This is a genomic window from Bacillus nitratireducens, assembly GCF_036320425.1.
Lineage (GTDB): Bacteria > Bacillota > Bacilli > Bacillales > Bacillaceae_G > Bacillus_A > Bacillus_A nitratireducens.
The window spans coordinates 259,272-275,158 of sequence record NZ_JAUMJO010000002.1 but is presented as its reverse complement, the minus strand read 5'-3'; the positions used below and the strand labels follow the sequence as shown (position 1 = coordinate 275,158).

The 15,887-nt window shown below is 38.7% G+C and carries 15 protein-coding genes; 3 read left to right on the top strand and 12 right to left on the bottom strand.

The genetic code is table 11. The features are described from left to right. Positions 1-46 precede the first annotated feature (46 nt). The 3 genes from Q3V31_RS07780 to Q3V31_RS07770 all read left to right on the top strand — a co-directional run bounded on the left by Q3V31_RS07780 (position 47) and on the right by Q3V31_RS07770 (position 2,553). Positions 47-1,432 (top strand): hypothetical protein, encoded by a 1,386-nt coding sequence (locus Q3V31_RS07780; RefSeq protein WP_090813321.1) that lies wholly within the window; start codon positions 47-49, stop codon positions 1,430-1,432. 166 nt (positions 1,433-1,598) lie between these two features. Further along, on the top strand, positions 1,599-1,853 hold the full coding sequence (locus tag Q3V31_RS07775; protein ID WP_016130192.1) for a YbeF family protein: 255 nt from the start codon (positions 1,599-1,601) through the stop codon (positions 1,851-1,853). A gap of 22 nt (positions 1,854-1,875) precedes the next feature. After that, positions 1,876-2,553 carry an HAD family hydrolase gene (locus Q3V31_RS07770; protein WP_016130193.1) on the top strand — a complete coding sequence of 226 codons (678 nt, stop codon included), beginning with the start codon at positions 1,876-1,878 and terminating at the stop codon, positions 2,551-2,553. 39 nt (positions 2,554-2,592) lie between these two features. On the opposite strand, the gene pyrE is transcribed toward Q3V31_RS07770, so the two are convergent. The 12 genes from pyrE to lspA all read right to left on the bottom strand — a co-directional run bounded on the left by pyrE (position 2,593) and on the right by lspA (position 15,803). Continuing rightward, a complete protein-coding gene (gene pyrE, locus Q3V31_RS07765) occupies positions 2,593-3,225 on the bottom strand; it encodes an orotate phosphoribosyltransferase (protein WP_000711457.1) in 633 nt (210 codons plus the stop codon). Next, complete coding sequence (gene pyrF / locus Q3V31_RS07760) at positions 3,222-3,938, bottom strand: orotidine-5'-phosphate decarboxylase (protein ID WP_000083484.1); 717 nt, start codon at positions 3,936-3,938, stop codon at positions 3,222-3,224. Before pyrF ends, pyrE begins: the two co-directional genes overlap by 4 nt. Continuing rightward, a complete protein-coding gene (pyrD, locus tag Q3V31_RS07755; protein WP_001081053.1) occupies positions 3,923-4,852 on the bottom strand; it encodes a dihydroorotate oxidase B catalytic subunit in 930 nt (309 codons plus the stop codon). Before pyrD ends, pyrF begins: the two co-directional genes overlap by 16 nt. Further along, the gene (gene pyrK, locus Q3V31_RS07750; protein WP_000983345.1) at positions 4,849-5,628 is read right to left on the bottom strand and encodes a dihydroorotate oxidase B electron transfer subunit; all 780 of its coding nucleotides are present in this window, start codon (positions 5,626-5,628) and stop codon (positions 4,849-4,851) included. Before pyrK ends, pyrD begins: the two co-directional genes overlap by 4 nt. Then, the gene (gene carB / locus Q3V31_RS07745; RefSeq protein ID WP_001126134.1) at positions 5,625-8,843 is read right to left on the bottom strand and encodes a carbamoyl-phosphate synthase large subunit; all 3,219 of its coding nucleotides are present in this window, start codon (positions 8,841-8,843) and stop codon (positions 5,625-5,627) included. The genes pyrK and carB overlap by 4 nt, the downstream gene beginning before the upstream one ends. Continuing rightward, positions 8,828-9,925: a carbamoyl phosphate synthase small subunit gene (locus Q3V31_RS07740; RefSeq protein ID WP_000828671.1), complete on the bottom strand. Its 1,098-nt coding sequence runs from the start codon at positions 9,923-9,925 to the stop codon at positions 8,828-8,830. Before Q3V31_RS07740 ends, carB begins: the two co-directional genes overlap by 16 nt. Beyond that, positions 9,922-11,208: a dihydroorotase gene (gene pyrC / locus Q3V31_RS07735; RefSeq protein ID WP_001108374.1), complete on the bottom strand. Its 1,287-nt coding sequence runs from the start codon at positions 11,206-11,208 to the stop codon at positions 9,922-9,924. The genes Q3V31_RS07740 and pyrC overlap by 4 nt, the downstream gene beginning before the upstream one ends. Further along, entirely contained in the window at positions 11,192-12,106 is a 915-nt protein-coding gene (pyrB, locus tag Q3V31_RS07730; RefSeq protein ID WP_000018859.1) for an aspartate carbamoyltransferase, read from the bottom strand. Before pyrB ends, pyrC begins: the two co-directional genes overlap by 17 nt. Positions 12,107-12,254: 148 nt before the next feature. Further along, entirely contained in the window at positions 12,255-13,538 is a 1,284-nt protein-coding gene (gene uraA, locus Q3V31_RS07725) for a uracil permease (RefSeq protein WP_000435919.1), read from the bottom strand. Between the two features lie 146 nt (positions 13,539-13,684). Further along, the gene (gene pyrR, locus Q3V31_RS07720; RefSeq protein ID WP_001156490.1) at positions 13,685-14,227 is read right to left on the bottom strand and encodes a bifunctional pyrimidine operon transcriptional regulator/uracil phosphoribosyltransferase; all 543 of its coding nucleotides are present in this window, start codon (positions 14,225-14,227) and stop codon (positions 13,685-13,687) included. 204 nt (positions 14,228-14,431) lie between these two features. Beyond that, positions 14,432-15,340: an RluA family pseudouridine synthase gene (locus Q3V31_RS07715; RefSeq protein ID WP_000005850.1), complete on the bottom strand. Its 909-nt coding sequence runs from the start codon at positions 15,338-15,340 to the stop codon at positions 14,432-14,434. A gap of 4 nt (positions 15,341-15,344) precedes the next feature. Continuing rightward, positions 15,345-15,803 carry a lipoprotein signal peptidase LspA gene (lspA, locus tag Q3V31_RS07710; protein WP_000642178.1) on the bottom strand — a complete coding sequence of 153 codons (459 nt, stop codon included), beginning with the start codon at positions 15,801-15,803 and terminating at the stop codon, positions 15,345-15,347. Between the last annotated feature and the right edge of the window lie 84 nt (positions 15,804-15,887).

The window sequence follows — 15,887 nt, the reverse complement described above, 5'->3', positions numbered from 1 at the left end:
GTTTTCATACAATGAACTACACGAATGCCTAAAGGATGTGAATGTTATGGGAGTTGAATTAACGCTTTTACATGCTCTCTATATTCTTTGTTTACTCACTATTATTACCTTTTTTATTCTTAGAAAAGATACGACAATCATTTGTATCGTTTTTATCTTTTTATTAGCATTAACCGCTACAAGTTCTATCCCTCTTGCCATAAGCGGTATTTTTCAAAGTTTCATTTACGCCATTACTGAGCTATTACCAACTATATTGATCATCTCCATTATCGTATCAATGAGCAATCTACTCGTTCATACCGGCATAAATGATACGATGATTTCACCATTTACAAAAATGATTCGTACCCCTACCCTCGCCTACTGGATTATCGGCCTTTTAATGATGACAATTTCTTTCTTCTTTTGGCCTTCTCCAGCTGTTGCCTTAATGGGGGCTATTTTATTACCCGTCGCTGTACGCGTCGGCCTTCCGCCAATTGGTGTTGCCATTGCTATGAACTTATTCGGACACGGCATCGCCTTATCTGGTGACTTCTTAATTCAGGGTGCACCGAAATTAACGGCAGACGCTGCTGGTCTTCCTGTTTCCAGCGTTGTTTCAGCCAGTGTTCCCCTCGTTATTGTTATGGGTATTGTGACAACTTCCGTTGCATTTTTCTTCTTACGAAAAGAATTTCATACAGGCTTATCTATACAAGAATCTACTCCATCAACTGAGTCTTCTAAAACACTCACTTCATTATCTCCTCAGACAAAAAAATGGCTCGCTATTTGTATTCCGATCGTATATGCCATAGATATTCTTTGCATGATTCAATTTAAACTACAAGGAAGCGACGCAACTGCACTTATCGGCGGGACGACTGTTATTATGATTATCATCATTTCTCTCATCGCCTACAAAGGTAATGGACTGAATAAAACGACCGATTATTTTATAGAAGGGCTCCAATTTGGATTTAAAATCTTTGGTCCAGTTATCCCAATTGCTGCACTCTTTTATTTAGGAGATAGCGGCTTTGTGAAAATTATCGGGGACTATTTACCGAAAGGTTCACATGGAATCATTAACGACTTAGGAATCGCCTTATCTCAAACTGTTCCTTTAAACCAATATGTATCGGCAGGAACATTAACTATCGTTGGTGTCATAACAGGCTTAGATGGATCTGGCTTTTCCGGTATATCACTTGCTGGTTCGATTGCCAATCTTTTCGGAACAGCACTTGGGCATGGAACAGCTACATTAACAGCACTCGGGCAAATTGCAGCAATCTGGACCGGGGGCGGGACTTTAATTCCTTGGGCGCTTATTCCTGCCGCTGCCATATGCAAAGTAGATCCGTTTGAACTTGCACGCCGAAACTTTTTACCGGTTGTGATTGGCTTAATCGTCACCACTATCGTTGCGATGTTTATTCTATAACGTAAGCAAGTGTTCTCTTGCTTACGTTTTTCATTGTGAAATCCATCATTTATTACCGACTTTCAAAAGGGATTATTTATATGTTAGCGAAGTTATATTAGGAGAGTATTTATTTCAAAACGTTTACGAGCAACAGATTACTTCAATTAGAAAAGGGGACATAACTATGAATGAATTGATTTTCGTCTTATTAATTTGTCCATTACTTATCTTTATCGTTTCTGTTATTGGAACGCGCAAGACGAAAACGTATTACGTAATGCCGATTGTAACGTTTGCTAGTTTTTTAATAATAGGTGTTATCGCCTTTACTCCAAAATTTTTCTTTTGGGTTGGCATGTACAGCATCTTCTCATTTATTGTTTCTTATATGACTCTATTGTTTGTGAGAGGATATGAAGTTGTAGAAAGCACGAAGTAATACTTAATAAGGAGATTGTAATATGATTTTCTTTGATGTCGATGGAACTTTACTTGATTATGAGACCGCTGAAAGAAATGGTATTATAGATTTCTTTCAAATATATAATACTATTTTTTCAGGTAATGAATTAGAGGCCACGAAACTATGGCATGAATTATCCGAACAATATTTCAACAAATTTTTATCCAAAGAATTATCTTTTCAAGAACAACAATGGATGCGAATGTATCATTTATTTAAAACATATGGAGTAAACTTATCACCCGGGGAATCTCAGCACAAATTCAATCAATATATAAAACTATATAAGAACAACTGGGCCGCGTTTGAAGATGTACACTATACATTACAGACCTTGCAGCAAGAAGGACACCCATTAGGTATCATTAGCAATGGTGACTATGAGCAACAAGTCGAAAAATTAACTGCTCTAAACATTCTACAATATTTCAAATACATATTTACTTCTAGTGAAATTGGTATATCGAAACCAGACCCTGAAATTTTTCAAAGAACTGTATTACAATCGAATCTTGAAATGAAAGATTGCTATTATATTGGCGATCGATTAGAAACAGATGCAATTAGTAGTACAGCAGCTGGAATGCAAGGGATATGGTTAAATCGGGATAACTTGCAACTCAAGTGTGATGTTCCTAATATCTGTTCTTTACATGAAATTTTAACAATGATATAAAAAGACGACCGCGTTCCCCCGCCGTCGTCTTTTTTCATATTACGCTGTGATCCAAGCTTCATTAGCTGGATTTTTACGCCACTCTTGTAATTTTTTCGTTTCAGCTTGTCCGATCATACCTTTTTCTGCTGCAACTTCAGTTAATGCACTGTAATCACTTAAAGAATATGACGCTACGTTAGCTGCTTCTAATTTTTCTTTTCCTGACTCTAGCTCGTATGTGAAGATTGATACGATTCCTAATACTTCACAGCCAGCTTCGCGAAGTGCTTCTACACATGTAATTGCACTACCGCCAGTTGAAATTAAGTCTTCTACTACTACTACTTTTTGACCTTTTTCAGCTTTTCCTTCGATTTGGTTCCCTTTACCATGACCTTTTGCTTTACTACGTACGTAGCACATCGGTAAATCCATACGATCGCTTACCCATGCAGCGTGCGCAATACCAGCAGTTGCTGTTCCTGCAATAACTTCTACAGTTGGGAAGTGCTCTTTAATTAACTCTTCTAATCCAGCTGCAATCGCTTGGCGTACTTTTGGATAAGATAAAGTTAAACGATTATCACAATAAATTGGTGATTTCATACCAGAAGACCAAGTAAATGGATCATTCGGTTGTAAAAATACTGCTCCAATTTCTAATAAATGCGATGCGATTTCTTTTTTCATACTGTTACACCTTCCCACTGTTGTTTTACTGTTTTATACGCTTCAAGCGGATTTTCTGCTTTTGTAATACTACGTCCAACTACGATGTAGCTTGAACCAAGTTCCCTCGCACGTTTCGGTGTTGCTACGCGCACTTGGTCATTTACATCATCGCTTGCAAGACGAATCCCCGGTGTTACTGTTACAAATTCATTTCCGCATACTTCACGTAATTTTGGAACTTCAAGTGTTGAACAAACAACTCCATCAAGTCCACTTTCTTTCGTTAATTTCGCATAATGAGTAACCGCTTCTTCTAACGTTTTCTCAATGCCGATCTCTTTTTTCATCATAGCTTCCGAAGTGCTTGTTAGTTGTGTAACTGCAATACAAATCGGTCTCTCTTTTCCTTCTTGCTTACCTTCCTCTAATCCCTCAATCGCAGCTTTCATCATACTGCTTCCCCCAGCAGCATGAACATTTACCATATCAACTTCTAGACTAGCTAGGCTACGCATAGCGCTTTTTACTGTATTCGGAATATCATGAAGTTTTAAATCTAGGAAGATCTTATGCCCTTTTTCTTTTAAGTACGTAATAATAGCAGGGCCTTCTTTGTAAAATAACTCCATACCAACTTTGACAAATAATTCTTCCCCTTCAAAGTGGTGTAAGAATTGTTCTACATCTTGTTTCTCTGGAAAATCTAGTGCAACAATTAACGACTGTGACATGTTTGCTTCCAGCTCCTTCCTTGACACTCCGAAATGTGATCAAATCCTAATTCATCTAGTAATGCTGGTAACTCCTCAATAATTGTCGGACATACGAACGGGTCTATGAAGTTCGCTGTACCTACTGCAACCGCGCTTGCGCCAGCATAGAAGAATTCAATTACATCTTCCGCAGTTTCAATACCACCCATTCCGATAATCGGAATGTTAACCGCTTGACTTACTTCATGTACCATACGAATTGCTACTGGCTTAATCGCTGGCCCTGATAGTCCGCCCGTACGGTTTGCTAAAATTGGTTTTGCAGTTTTTAAATCTAGACGCATACCAAGCAATGTATTAATCATCGTTAAACCGTCCGCACCCGCATTTTCAATTGCTTTTGCAATCTCCACAATGTTTGCCACGTTCGGTGACAATTTCACATATACCGGTACTTCAGAAACCTCTTTTACTCGCTTCGTTAAATCAGCAGCAATTTCAGGATTCGTACCAAAAGCGATACCACCCGTTTTTACGTTTGGACAAGAAATATTTAATTCTAGCGCATGAACATTAGGTGCCTTTGAAATTTCCTTCGCAACTGCTACATAATCCTCAGCTTGTGAGCCAGCAACATTTGCAATAATCGGAAGATCAAATTGCTCGAGAAAAGGTAATTCAGAATTCATTACCTTTTCTAATCCAGGATTTTGAAGCCCGATTGCATTTAGCATTCCGCCTGGTGTTTCAGCAACACGAGGCGTCGGATTTCCATAGCGTGGTTGTTCTGTCGTCGCTTTAATCATAATTGATCCAAGTACACTTAAATCATAGAACTGTGCATACTCACGACCAAATCCGAAGCAACCAGATGCTGGGATGATTGGATTTTTTAACGATAACCCTGGTAATTCAACTTGCAATCTGTTCATAGTACAACCTCCCCGATTGGAAATACTGGTCCGTCGCTACACACCTTCTTGTAAGAATGTCCACTCGGATCTGCTTGCAGATGGCATACACATGCGAAACATGCTCCAATGCCACAGCCCATACGCTCTTCTAATGAAATGTAGGCTTTTCTCTCTTTATAGCGTCCTTCTAATGCACGAAGCATCGCTAAAGGTCCACATGAGTATAGAATGTCAAAGTCAATTCCATAGCTATCAATTACATCTGTTACAAAGCCTTCTGTACCATGCGTACCATCAACTGTTGCAACATACGTATCACCAAGCTCTGCGAATTTCTCTTCATAGAAGACAACATCTTTCGTTTGGAAACCTAAGATGTGAATAACGCGTACTCCCTTTGCTACAAGACGCTGTGACAATTCATATAGTGGTGGTACACCAATTCCCCCTCCAACTAATAGAGCCGTTTGTCCAGCTTCCGCTTCTTCTACAGGAAAACCATGTCCAAGTGGTCCTAACACATCTACAAGTTCACCTTGTTTTCTTTTTGCTAATGTTTTTGTTCCTTGTCCTTCCGCACGATATAGCATTGTAAATTCGTTCTTATCTTGATCGACATTACAAATACTAATTGGGCGGCGCAGAAGGGGCGCAATGCCCTCTGCTACCTTAATGTGTACAAACTGTCCTGGGTCGTTCATTTGCTGCACAAGATCCCCTTGAAGCACTAATTCGTAAATGTTTTTTGCGATTTCTTTTTGGTTAACGACGATCATATTTTGCTTTTGCATCATGCATGTACCACCTCGTGACGCTTCGTTTGCGTAATTTCTTTCATTGAATGAGCTGAGAATGTCATAGATTCTAATACTCCTAAGATTGCTCTCGTTGTATCAAGTGATGTTAAGCAAGCCACACCATTTTCTACTGATTCACGGCGAATGCGGAAACCATCACGCGCTGGTTGTTTGCCTTTTGTTAATGTATTGATTACAAACTGTGCTTTTCCTTGACGAATAATATCTAGTAAGTTGTAGTCTTCAGAATCAATTTTGTTTACAACTTGTACTGGAATGTTTTGCTCTGCTAATGTTTGTGCTGTTCCAGCTGTTGCTAATAAGTTATAACCGATTTCGTGGAAACGTTTTGCAATTTCCATCGCCTCTTCTTTATCTTTATCCGCTACAGTTATGATTACTGATCCGTGCGTTGGGATGTTAATTCCAGAAGCAACTAACCCTTTGTATAAGGCTTTTTCAAGTGTTAAGTCTTTCCCCATTACCTCCCCTGTTGACTTCATTTCAGGTCCTAATGTTGTATCAACTGATCGTAGTTTTGCAAATGAGAATACCGGTGCTTTTACATACACTTCTTTCTCTTCTGGGTGGTAGCCAGTTCCATATCCTTGTTCTACAAGGTTTTGCCCTAAAATAACTTTCGTTGCAACATTCGCCATCGGTACGCCTGTAATTTTACTTAAGAATGGTACTGTACGGCTCGCACGTGGATTTACTTCAATTACATACACTTCATCTTTGAATACTACAAACTGAATGTTTAGTAATCCAACAATGTTTAAACCTTTTCCAAGTGCAATTGTATGTTCAATAATTTGTTCTTTCAGTTTTGCAGATAAGCTTTGTGGTGGATATACTCCGATTGAGTCACCAGAGTGAACTCCAGCGCGTTCAATATGTTCCATAATACCTGGAATGAATACATTCTCACCGTCTGAAATTGCATCTACTTCAATTTCTTTACCAACCATGTAACGGTCGATTAATACTGGGTGATCTGCGTGAACTTTAACCGCATTTTTCATGTAGTGCAGCAGTTCTTCTTGACGATATACGATTTCCATCGCGCGTCCACCTAGTACGTAAGATGGTCTTACTAATACTGGGTAACCAATTTTGTCAGCGATCGCTACTGCTTGCTCTACAGTCGTTGCTGTTTTACCAACTGGTTGCGGGATACCAAGCTGTGTTAAAGCTGCTTCAAACTTATCACGATCTTCTGCACGATCTAAATCTTCAAGTGATGTCCCTAAGATTTTCACACCGTGAGCCTCTAGTTTAGCAGCTAAGTTAATCGCCGTTTGTCCACCGAACTGAACGATAACACCTTCTGGTTTTTCTAAATCGATGATGTGCATTACATCTTCAATCGTTAATGGTTCAAAGTATAATTTGTCAGAAATACTGAAGTCTGTTGAAACTGTTTCTGGATTGTTATTAACAATGATTGCCTCATATCCAGCTTCTTTAATTGCCCATACAGAGTGAACTGTTGCATAGTCAAACTCAACCCCTTGACCGATACGGATTGGCCCAGACCCTAGTACGACAACACTCTTACGATCTGTTCTAACCGATTCATTCTCGTCACCATATGTGCTGTAATAGTATGGTGTTGCAGATTCAAACTCTGCCGCACAAGTATCTACCATTTTATAAACAGGAGTTATATTGCTTTCTTTACGCATATCGTAAATTTCACGCTCTGTTTTGTTCCAAGCTGCTGCAATGTAGTGATCGCTGAAGCCCATTTCTTTCGCAGTTTGTAGTACTTCCATATTTCCTACATTCGCTTTTACTTCACGTTCCATATTTACGATGTTTTCAACTTTTTGTAAGAAGAAGAAGTCCATTTCACACCAATCGTTGATTTCTTCTTTCGTTACACCTTGACGAATTGCTTCCGCTACAATAAACAGTCGCTCATCATCAGCTTTTATAATGCGTTTTTTCATTGTCTCTTTATCAAGCTCTTTTAAATGCTCTAACTCTAAGTGATAAACACCAAGTTCTAAAGAACGAATCGCTTTTAATAATGATTGCTCTAAGTTACGTCCGATTGACATAACTTCACCAGTTGCCTTCATTTGCGTACCAAGTGTTCTGTTTGCTGATTCAAACTTATCAAATGGCCAACGTGGAATTTTTGAAACAACATAGTCTAATGCTGGCTCGAAGCAAGCGTATGTTTTTTGTGTTACTGGGTTTATAATTTCATCTAATGTTAAACCGACTGCAATTTTTGCCGCTAGCTTTGCAATTGGATATCCAGTTGCTTTAGATGCTAGTGCAGATGAACGACTTACACGCGGGTTTACTTCGATTACATAGTATTGGAAGCTATGTGGATCAAGTGCAAGCTGAACGTTACATCCGCCTTCAATTCCTAATGCACGAATAATTCGTAATGAAGTGTTTCGTAACATTTGATATTCACGGTCACTTAATGTTTGGCTCGGTGCTACAACGATAGAATCACCTGTATGAACCCCAACTGGATCGATATTTTCCATGTTACATACTACAATCGCGTTATCATTCGAATCACGCATTACTTCATATTCAATTTCCTTACAACCAGCAATGCTCTTTTCTAATAAACATTGTGTTACTGGACTATGTTTTAATCCACCTGATACGATTTCAATTAGTTCTTCTTCATTACTACAGATTCCGCCACCTGTTCCCCCCATTGTAAATGCTGGGCGAACAATAACTGGATAACCAATTTCTTTTACAAATTCATGTGCTTCTTCTAGCGTATGAATAATGGTACTAGATGGAATTGGTTCATTTAATTCCTGCATTAATGTACGGAATAAATCACGATCCTCCGCTTGCTCGATTGCTGATAATTTTGTTCCTAAAATTTCAACTCCGCACTCTTCAAGTATGCCTGATTTCGCAAGTTCAACAGCCATATTCAGGCCTGTTTGACCACCTAATGTTGGTAAGATTGCATCTGGACGTTCTTTACGAATGATACGGCTTACGAATTCTAGTGTTAATGGTTCTATATATACTTTATCTGCTGTTGCAGTATCTGTCATAATTGTTGCTGGGTTAGAGTTAACAAGGATTACTTTGTAACCTTCTTCTCTAAGAGATTGACAAGCTTGTGTACCAGAGTAATCAAACTCTGCTGCTTGCCCAATTACAATTGGTCCTGATCCGATTACTAAAATTGTGTTAATGTCTAGGCGTTTTGGCATAACTCTTCCCCTTCTTTCTTGAAGTTTTCAATCATTTCTAAGAAATCTTCGAATAAATCATTTGCATCTTCTGGTCCTGCTGAAGCTTCTGGATGATATTGTACTGTAAATGCTGGGAACTTCGTATGACGAAGACCTTCTACTGTTCCATCATTTAAAGCAACATGTGTAATTTCAAGTTCTGTATTTTCAACTGATTCTTCTTCTACTGCGTAACCATGGTTTTGAGATGTAATTGCTACTTTTCCAGTTGCAAGATTTTTTACTGGATGATTTAAACCACGGTGACCGAATTTTAACTTACTTGTATTCGCACCAGATGCTAGTGCGAACAATTGATGTCCTAAACAAATTCCGAATAAAGGAACTTTACCGATAATGTCTTTTAGCATTTCAATTGCTTCTGGCACATCTTTTGGATCTCCAGGTCCGTTACTTAACATAATTCCATCTGGGCTAAGGCGTAAAATTTCTTCTGCTGTTGTATTGTAAGGTACTACAATTACATCACAGTCACGTTTATTTAATTCTCGTAAAATACCATGTTTCATTCCGAAGTCTACAAGTACAACTCGGTGTCCACGGCCTGGGCTTGGGTATGGATCTTTCGTTGATACGCGTTTCACGTGATCTGTAAATACTGTCGCTTTTAATTGGCTCACGATGTATTCTACATCTGCATCCATGTTACAAAGGCGGCCGCGTAATGTACCGTATTGACGAATTTTTCTCGTTAATTTTCTTGTATCAATTCCTGCTAACCCTGGGATGTTTCTTTCTTTTAAGTAATCATTTAACGAAATTTCATTACGGAAGTTTGATGGGTGATCACAAATTTCGTTTACGATTAAACCATTTACAGATGGGTGAATCGATTCAAAATCGTCACGGTTGATGCCGTAGTTTCCGATTAATGGGTACGTGAATGTTACGATTTGACCGCAATATGATGGATCAGATAATGTTTCTTGATATCCAGTCATTCCTGTTGTGAATACAACCTCACCTGACTTTTCAATTTCTCCTCCGAAACCTTTTCCAATTAATACTGTTCCATCTTCTAAGATAAGTTGTCTTTTCATACTAATGCACTCTCCTTTTGCCATGCGATCTTACCACCAACGATTGTCATTACCGGCCATCCTTGGCATTTCCAACCTGCGAATGGTGTATTCTTTCCTTTTGATAAGAATGTTGTTGGGTCAATCTCTTCTTCTTGTTCTAAATCAATGATTGTAATATCAGCTGTTCTACCTTCTTTCAGGCGACCTGCTTCTAAGCCGAATGTATCAGCTGGCTTTTCTGTTAAGAATTGAATTAACTGCTCTAGTGTGATAATTCCTTTTTTCACAAGGTTTGTGTATAGAAGCGGGAATGCTGTTTCAAAACCAGTAATTCCGAATGGTGCTCTTTCAATTCCTTGCGCTTTTTCTTCCGCTGTATGCGGTGCATGATCAGTTGCGATCATATCGATTGTTCCATCTAATAAACCTTCAATTAGTGCTGCATGATCTTCTTTTCCACGAAGCGGTGGGTTCATTTTAAAGTTAGGATCAGCTGACGGGATATCATCCTCACATAACACTAAGTGATGCGGTGTTACTTCTGCTGTTACTTTAATTCCAGCGCGTTTCGCATCTCGAATTACACGTACAGAACCTTTCGTACTTACGTGACATACGTGATAGTGACAATCTGCCGCTTCAGCAAGCAGTATATCCCTTGCAATATGTACAGATTCACATACTGATGGGATACCGTTTAATCCGTGTTTCTCAGAAAACTTCCCTTCATGTACACAACCTTTATTAATAAGAGTATTCTCTTCACAGTGCGCAACCACTGCCATATTTAATTTCGCTGCACGCTTCATAGCAGCTAACATCATGCTAGCATCTTGTACGCCTACACCGTCATCAGTGAAAGCAAATGCTCCAAGTTCTTTTAATGTTTCGAAATCTGTCATTTCAGAACCAGCTTGGCGTACTGTAATTGCTCCGTATGGTAGTACGTTGACATGCGCTTTTTCTTTAATACGATTTTGCAAGTCTTCCATATGTTCTCTGCAATCTGGTACTGGGCGTGTATTTGGCATTGCACAAATTGTAGTGAATCCACCTTTTGCCGCTGCTAGTGTACCTGTTTCAATTGTTTCTTTATGTTCACCACCTGGTTCACGAAGATGTACGTGTACATCTACTAATCCAGGTGCGATTAACTTTCCGTTCACATCGATTACTTCAGCATTATCTGCCGTAATATTTTCTGCTACCTTAGCGATTTTACCGTCTTGTACGAGAAGATCTGTTGCTACGATTTTTCCTTCTTCATTCATATAACGACCATTTTTAAACAAGTAATTCATGTTTCATTCCTCCTAATACATTTGGTAAGGCGCGTTTTAGTACAGCCATTCTTACGTAAACTCCATTTTCCATTTGTTTAAATATGCGTGAACGCTCACACTCAACAAGTTCACTTGCAATTTCAACATCACGGTTTACAGGAGCTGGATGCATAATAATGCTTCCCTCTTTCATACGCTTTTCTCTTTCCACTGTTAATCCGTGTTTCTCATGATACTCTTTCATAATGTCTGTTTCATAATGATCATGACGCTCATGTTGTACACGAAGTAACATCATTACATCCACTTCTGGAACAAGTTCATCTAATGGTTTGTATGTTCCAAATGTGCTGTCTTCATCTTTCCACTCTTCTGGACTTGCAAAGTAAATTGTTGCACCCAGTTTCGTTAATGCTTCTGCATTAGAACGTGCTACTCGGCTATGACGAACATCTCCTACTATCGCAATCTTTAATCCTTCAAATCTTCCAAACTCTTGTTTAATTGTAAGAAGGTCGAGTAGGCACTGCGTTGGGTGGTTTCCACATCCATCTCCAGCGTTTAAGATTGGGATATTCACCTGATCTTTTAGTTCATCGAAGTAGCGATCTTGCTCATGGCGGATGACCACTGCTTTTGTTCCGATTGATTCTAGTGTTCTTATCGTATCGTATAAAGTTTCTCCTTTTTGTACGCTAGATGCATCAGCTGAAAAGTTTAAAACATCAAGTCCTAATCTCTTCTCAGCAACTTCAAAGCTAAATCTCGTTCTCGTACTATTCTCAAAGAACAAGTTCGCAACAAAAGTTTGCTCTGTCGTTTTGCTCTCTTTTCCATTCGCGAAATCTTCTGCGTCTTTTAGGATTTCTGAAATTTCTACTTCCGATAATTCACTCATCGTTAACAAATGGCTCATCGTCATCCCTCATCTTTCTGATTTTTATGTTACCACTTTTGTATTTTTATAACAACATTTGCATAAAAATACCCTAGTCATGTGAGACTAGGGTGCATGAAAGAAGCCACCCTTTCCGGTCTCACAGGACTGAATTAAAAGGTTATTATTATGAAGCAATCTGCTTAGATTGTTTTATTTGTTTCGTTTCCGGTAGTAGTAGATTTAATAGTACACCTACAATTGCTGCTAGTGCCATTCCTTCTACTTGGAACGATTCTCCTACGTGGAGTACCGCTCCACCAATACCGATTACTAGTATTACTGATGCAATCATTAAGTTTCGTTTGTCACTTAGGTCTGTTTTATCATCTACCATCATGCGTAATCCGCTTGATGCGATTACACCGAATAGTAAGATTGATACACCACCCATAACCGGTGTTGGGATCGAATGAATTAGTGCAGAAATCTTACCGATAAACCCGAACATGATTGCGAACACCGCTGAACCGATGAATAAGTATACACTGTATGCTCTCGTAATTGCTAGCACACCGATGTTTTCACCGTACGTTGTATTCGGTGGCCCACCTATTAGTGATGCGATTAATGTTGCTATCCCATCACCGAATATTGAACGGTGTAAGCCTGGTTTTTCAATTAAATCTCTTTTAATAACATTTCCAAGTACAATTTGATGTCCGATATGTTCTGAAATTGTTACTAGTGCAACTGGTACCATCAAGAGTACAATCTTCCACGAAAACTCCGGAGTATATGTTACAAATGGTACTGTGAAATCTGGTACAACAAACCATTTTGCCTCAGCTACCGGCTTTAAGTTTACTAGCCCTTGGAAGTAAGCGAAGATATATCCGCCGATAATGCCCAGTAACACTGGTATGATACTGAAAAACCCTCTTCCGAATATAGAGCAGATAATTGTAATTGCTAATGTTACTAATGCTACTGAAAAGTGTGTAAAGCTATATTTGCCATCCGCACCGTTCATCGCCATGTTAACTGCTGTATGTGCTAAAGCTAGACCGATTACCATTACGACTGGACCAACTACGATTGGCGGAAGTAATTTCATAATCCACTCTGATCCTGACTTCTTAATTCCGAGTGAGATTAAGATGTACACAAGTCCTGCAAACAAACCACCGAGCATTGCTGCTCCAGGTCCACCTGCTGTTTTCGCTGTTATAATCGGTGCGATAAAGGCGAATGATGATCCTAGATAGGCAGGTACTTGACCTTTCGTTATAAGAAGAAACGCTAGCGTTCCTAATCCACTTGATATTAATGCTACTGACGGATTCAATCCTGTTAAAAACGGAACAAGCACTGTTGATCCAAACATCGCGAACAAATGTTGTATACTTAAAAATAACCATTTTCCCGGTTTCGGTACTTCATTAACGTCTAACACTGGCTTTTGTTCCATTGTTACATCCTCCTTCAGTTTAAATCTTTGCAATAAAAAAACTCTTTGTGCCTGTGCACAAAGAGTCCTACACTTTCGTATGCCAAATTTGACATATGAAAGCCAAGACCCTTTGGCAGCCTCACAGGACTACATTTAAAAGGGCTTTACTTATCGTATATGCTTACTCGATCTTGTTGATCTGTCTCTTGCAAATCAACTTCGATACGCTCTTCACTTGATGTTGGAATGTTCTTTCCTACATAATCAGCGCGAATTGGTAGTTCACGATGACCTCTATCAACAAGAACCGCCAGTTGGATTTGTGATGGTCTACCTAAATCCATAAGAGCATCCATTGCTGCTCGAACTGTTCTTCCTGTGTATAATACATCATCCACAAGGATAACTTTTTTCTTCGTAATATCTACAGGGATATCAGAACCTTTTACAAGTGGTTCTTCATTTTTCGATTGTAGTGTTAGATCATCACGATATAACGTAATATCTAGTTCTCCAACTTCCATTTCTTTTCCTTCAATTTGACCAATTCGTTCTGCCAAACGTTGTGCAATAAAAATTCCACGAGTTTTAATTCCGACAAGAACACAATTATCGACACCTTTATTTCGTTCCACGATTTCATGACTAATTCGTGTTAAAGCGCGGCGAATCATTTGGTCATCTAAAACGACAGCTTTCTCTTGCATGCTCTACACCTCCAAGCTTTTTTTCTTGCGTGAGAGTAATGGTATAAAAAAAGTCCTCTCAGCGTGTGCGAGAGGACTTTTGAAAAAAGGGTACAGCATACCCTATGTATTTCAAACCGTTACCTTCTCAACCTCACGGGGCTGTGTTAAAGGATCATTATTTAACTGTTGTCAGTATCTCAGTTTTCTTATGATTTGTCAATACTATTTCCGTAAAATATTTAATGCGTCTTCAAACACTTCTGGAATCGGTGCCTCAAACTGAATATATTCACCAGTACGAGGATGGTCAAACCCTAAAATGCCTGCGTGAAGTGCTTGTCCATTCATGTCTAATGTTTTCTTCGGACCATACTTCGGATCTCCTGCAAGTGGATAGCCAATATATTTCATATGAACACGAATTTGGTGCGTACGTCCCGTTTCTAAGCGACATTCTACAAGTGTAAAATCTTTAAAGCGTTCTAACACCTGGAAGTGTGTAACAGCATTCTTACCATTTTCATCAACTGTCATGCTTTGACGTTCTTTCTTATCGCGACCAATTGGCGCATCGATCGTTCCTTTATCATGTGGAATTACACCGTGTACAATCGCTTTGTAGCGTCTTGTTACTGTTTTTGCTACAAGTTGATTTACAAGTGATTCGTGCGCCATATCATTTTTAGCAACCATTAATAGTCCAGATGTATCTTTATCAATACGATGCACGATACCAGGACGCATTACACCGTTAATACCTGATAGGTCTGTGCAATGATGCATAAGTCCGTTTACAAGCGTACCGCTTGTGTGTCCTGGTGCCGGATGCACAACCATACCACGTGGCTTATTTACAACGAGTACATCTGCATCTTCATAATAAATTTCTAAATTCATATCTTCTGGTTGAATATCTAACTCTTCTGGGTCAGGAATTGTTACTGTAATTTCATCATTTCCTTTTACTTTATAATTCACTTTAACTGACTTTCCATTAACTGTAACAACATCATCTTTAATCCATTGTTGTACTTGTGAACGTGACCATTCACTGTTTATTTCTGCAACGAATTTATCAATTCGCTCACTTTTTTGTTCTTCTGCAACTGTTACTTGTACTACTTCACTCATTCAATTACTCCTTCGTTTTCTTTCCTTCTAATACTGTTTGAATAATAATTAACACAACGCCAATACACAATGCTGAGTCAGCTATATTGAATACTGGATAGTTGTACGAGAAAATATACACGTGAATGAAATCCACTACTTCTTGTCTAAATACACGATCAATAAAATTGCCAATTGCTCCGCCTAAAATTAGACCTAATGAAATACCTAGAAGCTTGTCTGTTTTCGCATACTTTTTCATATAAAATACGATAAACGCTACGAAAACGACTGTAATAATGTAGAAGAACCACATTTTATTTTCTAAAATACCCCAGGCAGCTCCTCTATTTCGATGTGATGTTATGTATAATACATTATCGATAATCGGAATGCTTGTACCCAATTCCATGTTCTTTACAATTAGCCACTTCGATATTTGATCGATGGCAATGACAAATAACGCTATTACATAATATATCATTTTCATTTCCCCCACAAAGACAGTGTACCTCAAAATTTTAGCATAGCTGCTACCTTTTCACAATGAACCTTTATAGAAGAATAA

What these genes read in the sequence shown, in the direction of transcription:
- Q3V31_RS07775 (WP_016130192.1), top strand. Translation starts at nt 1,599, where the DNA reads ATGAATGAATTGATTTTCGTCTTATTAATTTGTCCATTACTTATCTTT.
- Q3V31_RS07780 (WP_090813321.1), top strand. Translation starts at nt 47, where the DNA reads ATGGGAGTTGAATTAACGCTTTTACATGCTCTCTATATTCTTTGTTTA.
- Q3V31_RS07740 (WP_000828671.1), bottom strand. Translation starts at nt 9,925, where the DNA reads ATGAAAAGACAACTTATCTTAGAAGATGGAACAGTATTAATTGGAAAA.
- Q3V31_RS07770 (WP_016130193.1), top strand. Translation starts at nt 1,876, where the DNA reads ATGATTTTCTTTGATGTCGATGGAACTTTACTTGATTATGAGACCGCT.
- uraA (WP_000435919.1), bottom strand. Translation starts at nt 13,538, where the DNA reads ATGGAACAAAAGCCAGTGTTAGACGTTAATGAAGTACCGAAACCGGGA.
- pyrK (WP_000983345.1), bottom strand. Translation starts at nt 5,628, where the DNA reads ATGATGCAAAAGCAAAATATGATCGTCGTTAACCAAAAAGAAATCGCA.
- pyrC (WP_001108374.1), bottom strand. Translation starts at nt 11,208, where the DNA reads ATGAATTACTTGTTTAAAAATGGTCGTTATATGAATGAAGAAGGAAAA.
- lspA (WP_000642178.1), bottom strand. Translation starts at nt 15,803, where the DNA reads ATGATATATTATGTAATAGCGTTATTTGTCATTGCCATCGATCAAATA.
- pyrD (WP_001081053.1), bottom strand. Translation starts at nt 4,852, where the DNA reads ATGAACAGATTGCAAGTTGAATTACCAGGGTTATCGTTAAAAAATCCA.
- carB (WP_001126134.1), bottom strand. Translation starts at nt 8,843, where the DNA reads ATGCCAAAACGCCTAGACATTAACACAATTTTAGTAATCGGATCAGGA.
- pyrB (WP_000018859.1), bottom strand. Translation starts at nt 12,106, where the DNA reads ATGAGCCATTTGTTAACGATGAGTGAATTATCGGAAGTAGAAATTTCA.
- pyrR (WP_001156490.1), bottom strand. Translation starts at nt 14,227, where the DNA reads ATGCAAGAGAAAGCTGTCGTTTTAGATGACCAAATGATTCGCCGCGCT.
- Q3V31_RS07715 (WP_000005850.1), bottom strand. Translation starts at nt 15,340, where the DNA reads ATGAGTGAAGTAGTACAAGTAACAGTTGCAGAAGAACAAAAAAGTGAG.
- pyrF (WP_000083484.1), bottom strand. Translation starts at nt 3,938, where the DNA reads ATGTCACAGTCGTTAATTGTTGCACTAGATTTTCCAGAGAAACAAGAT.
- pyrE (WP_000711457.1), bottom strand. Translation starts at nt 3,225, where the DNA reads ATGAAAAAAGAAATCGCATCGCATTTATTAGAAATTGGAGCAGTATTT.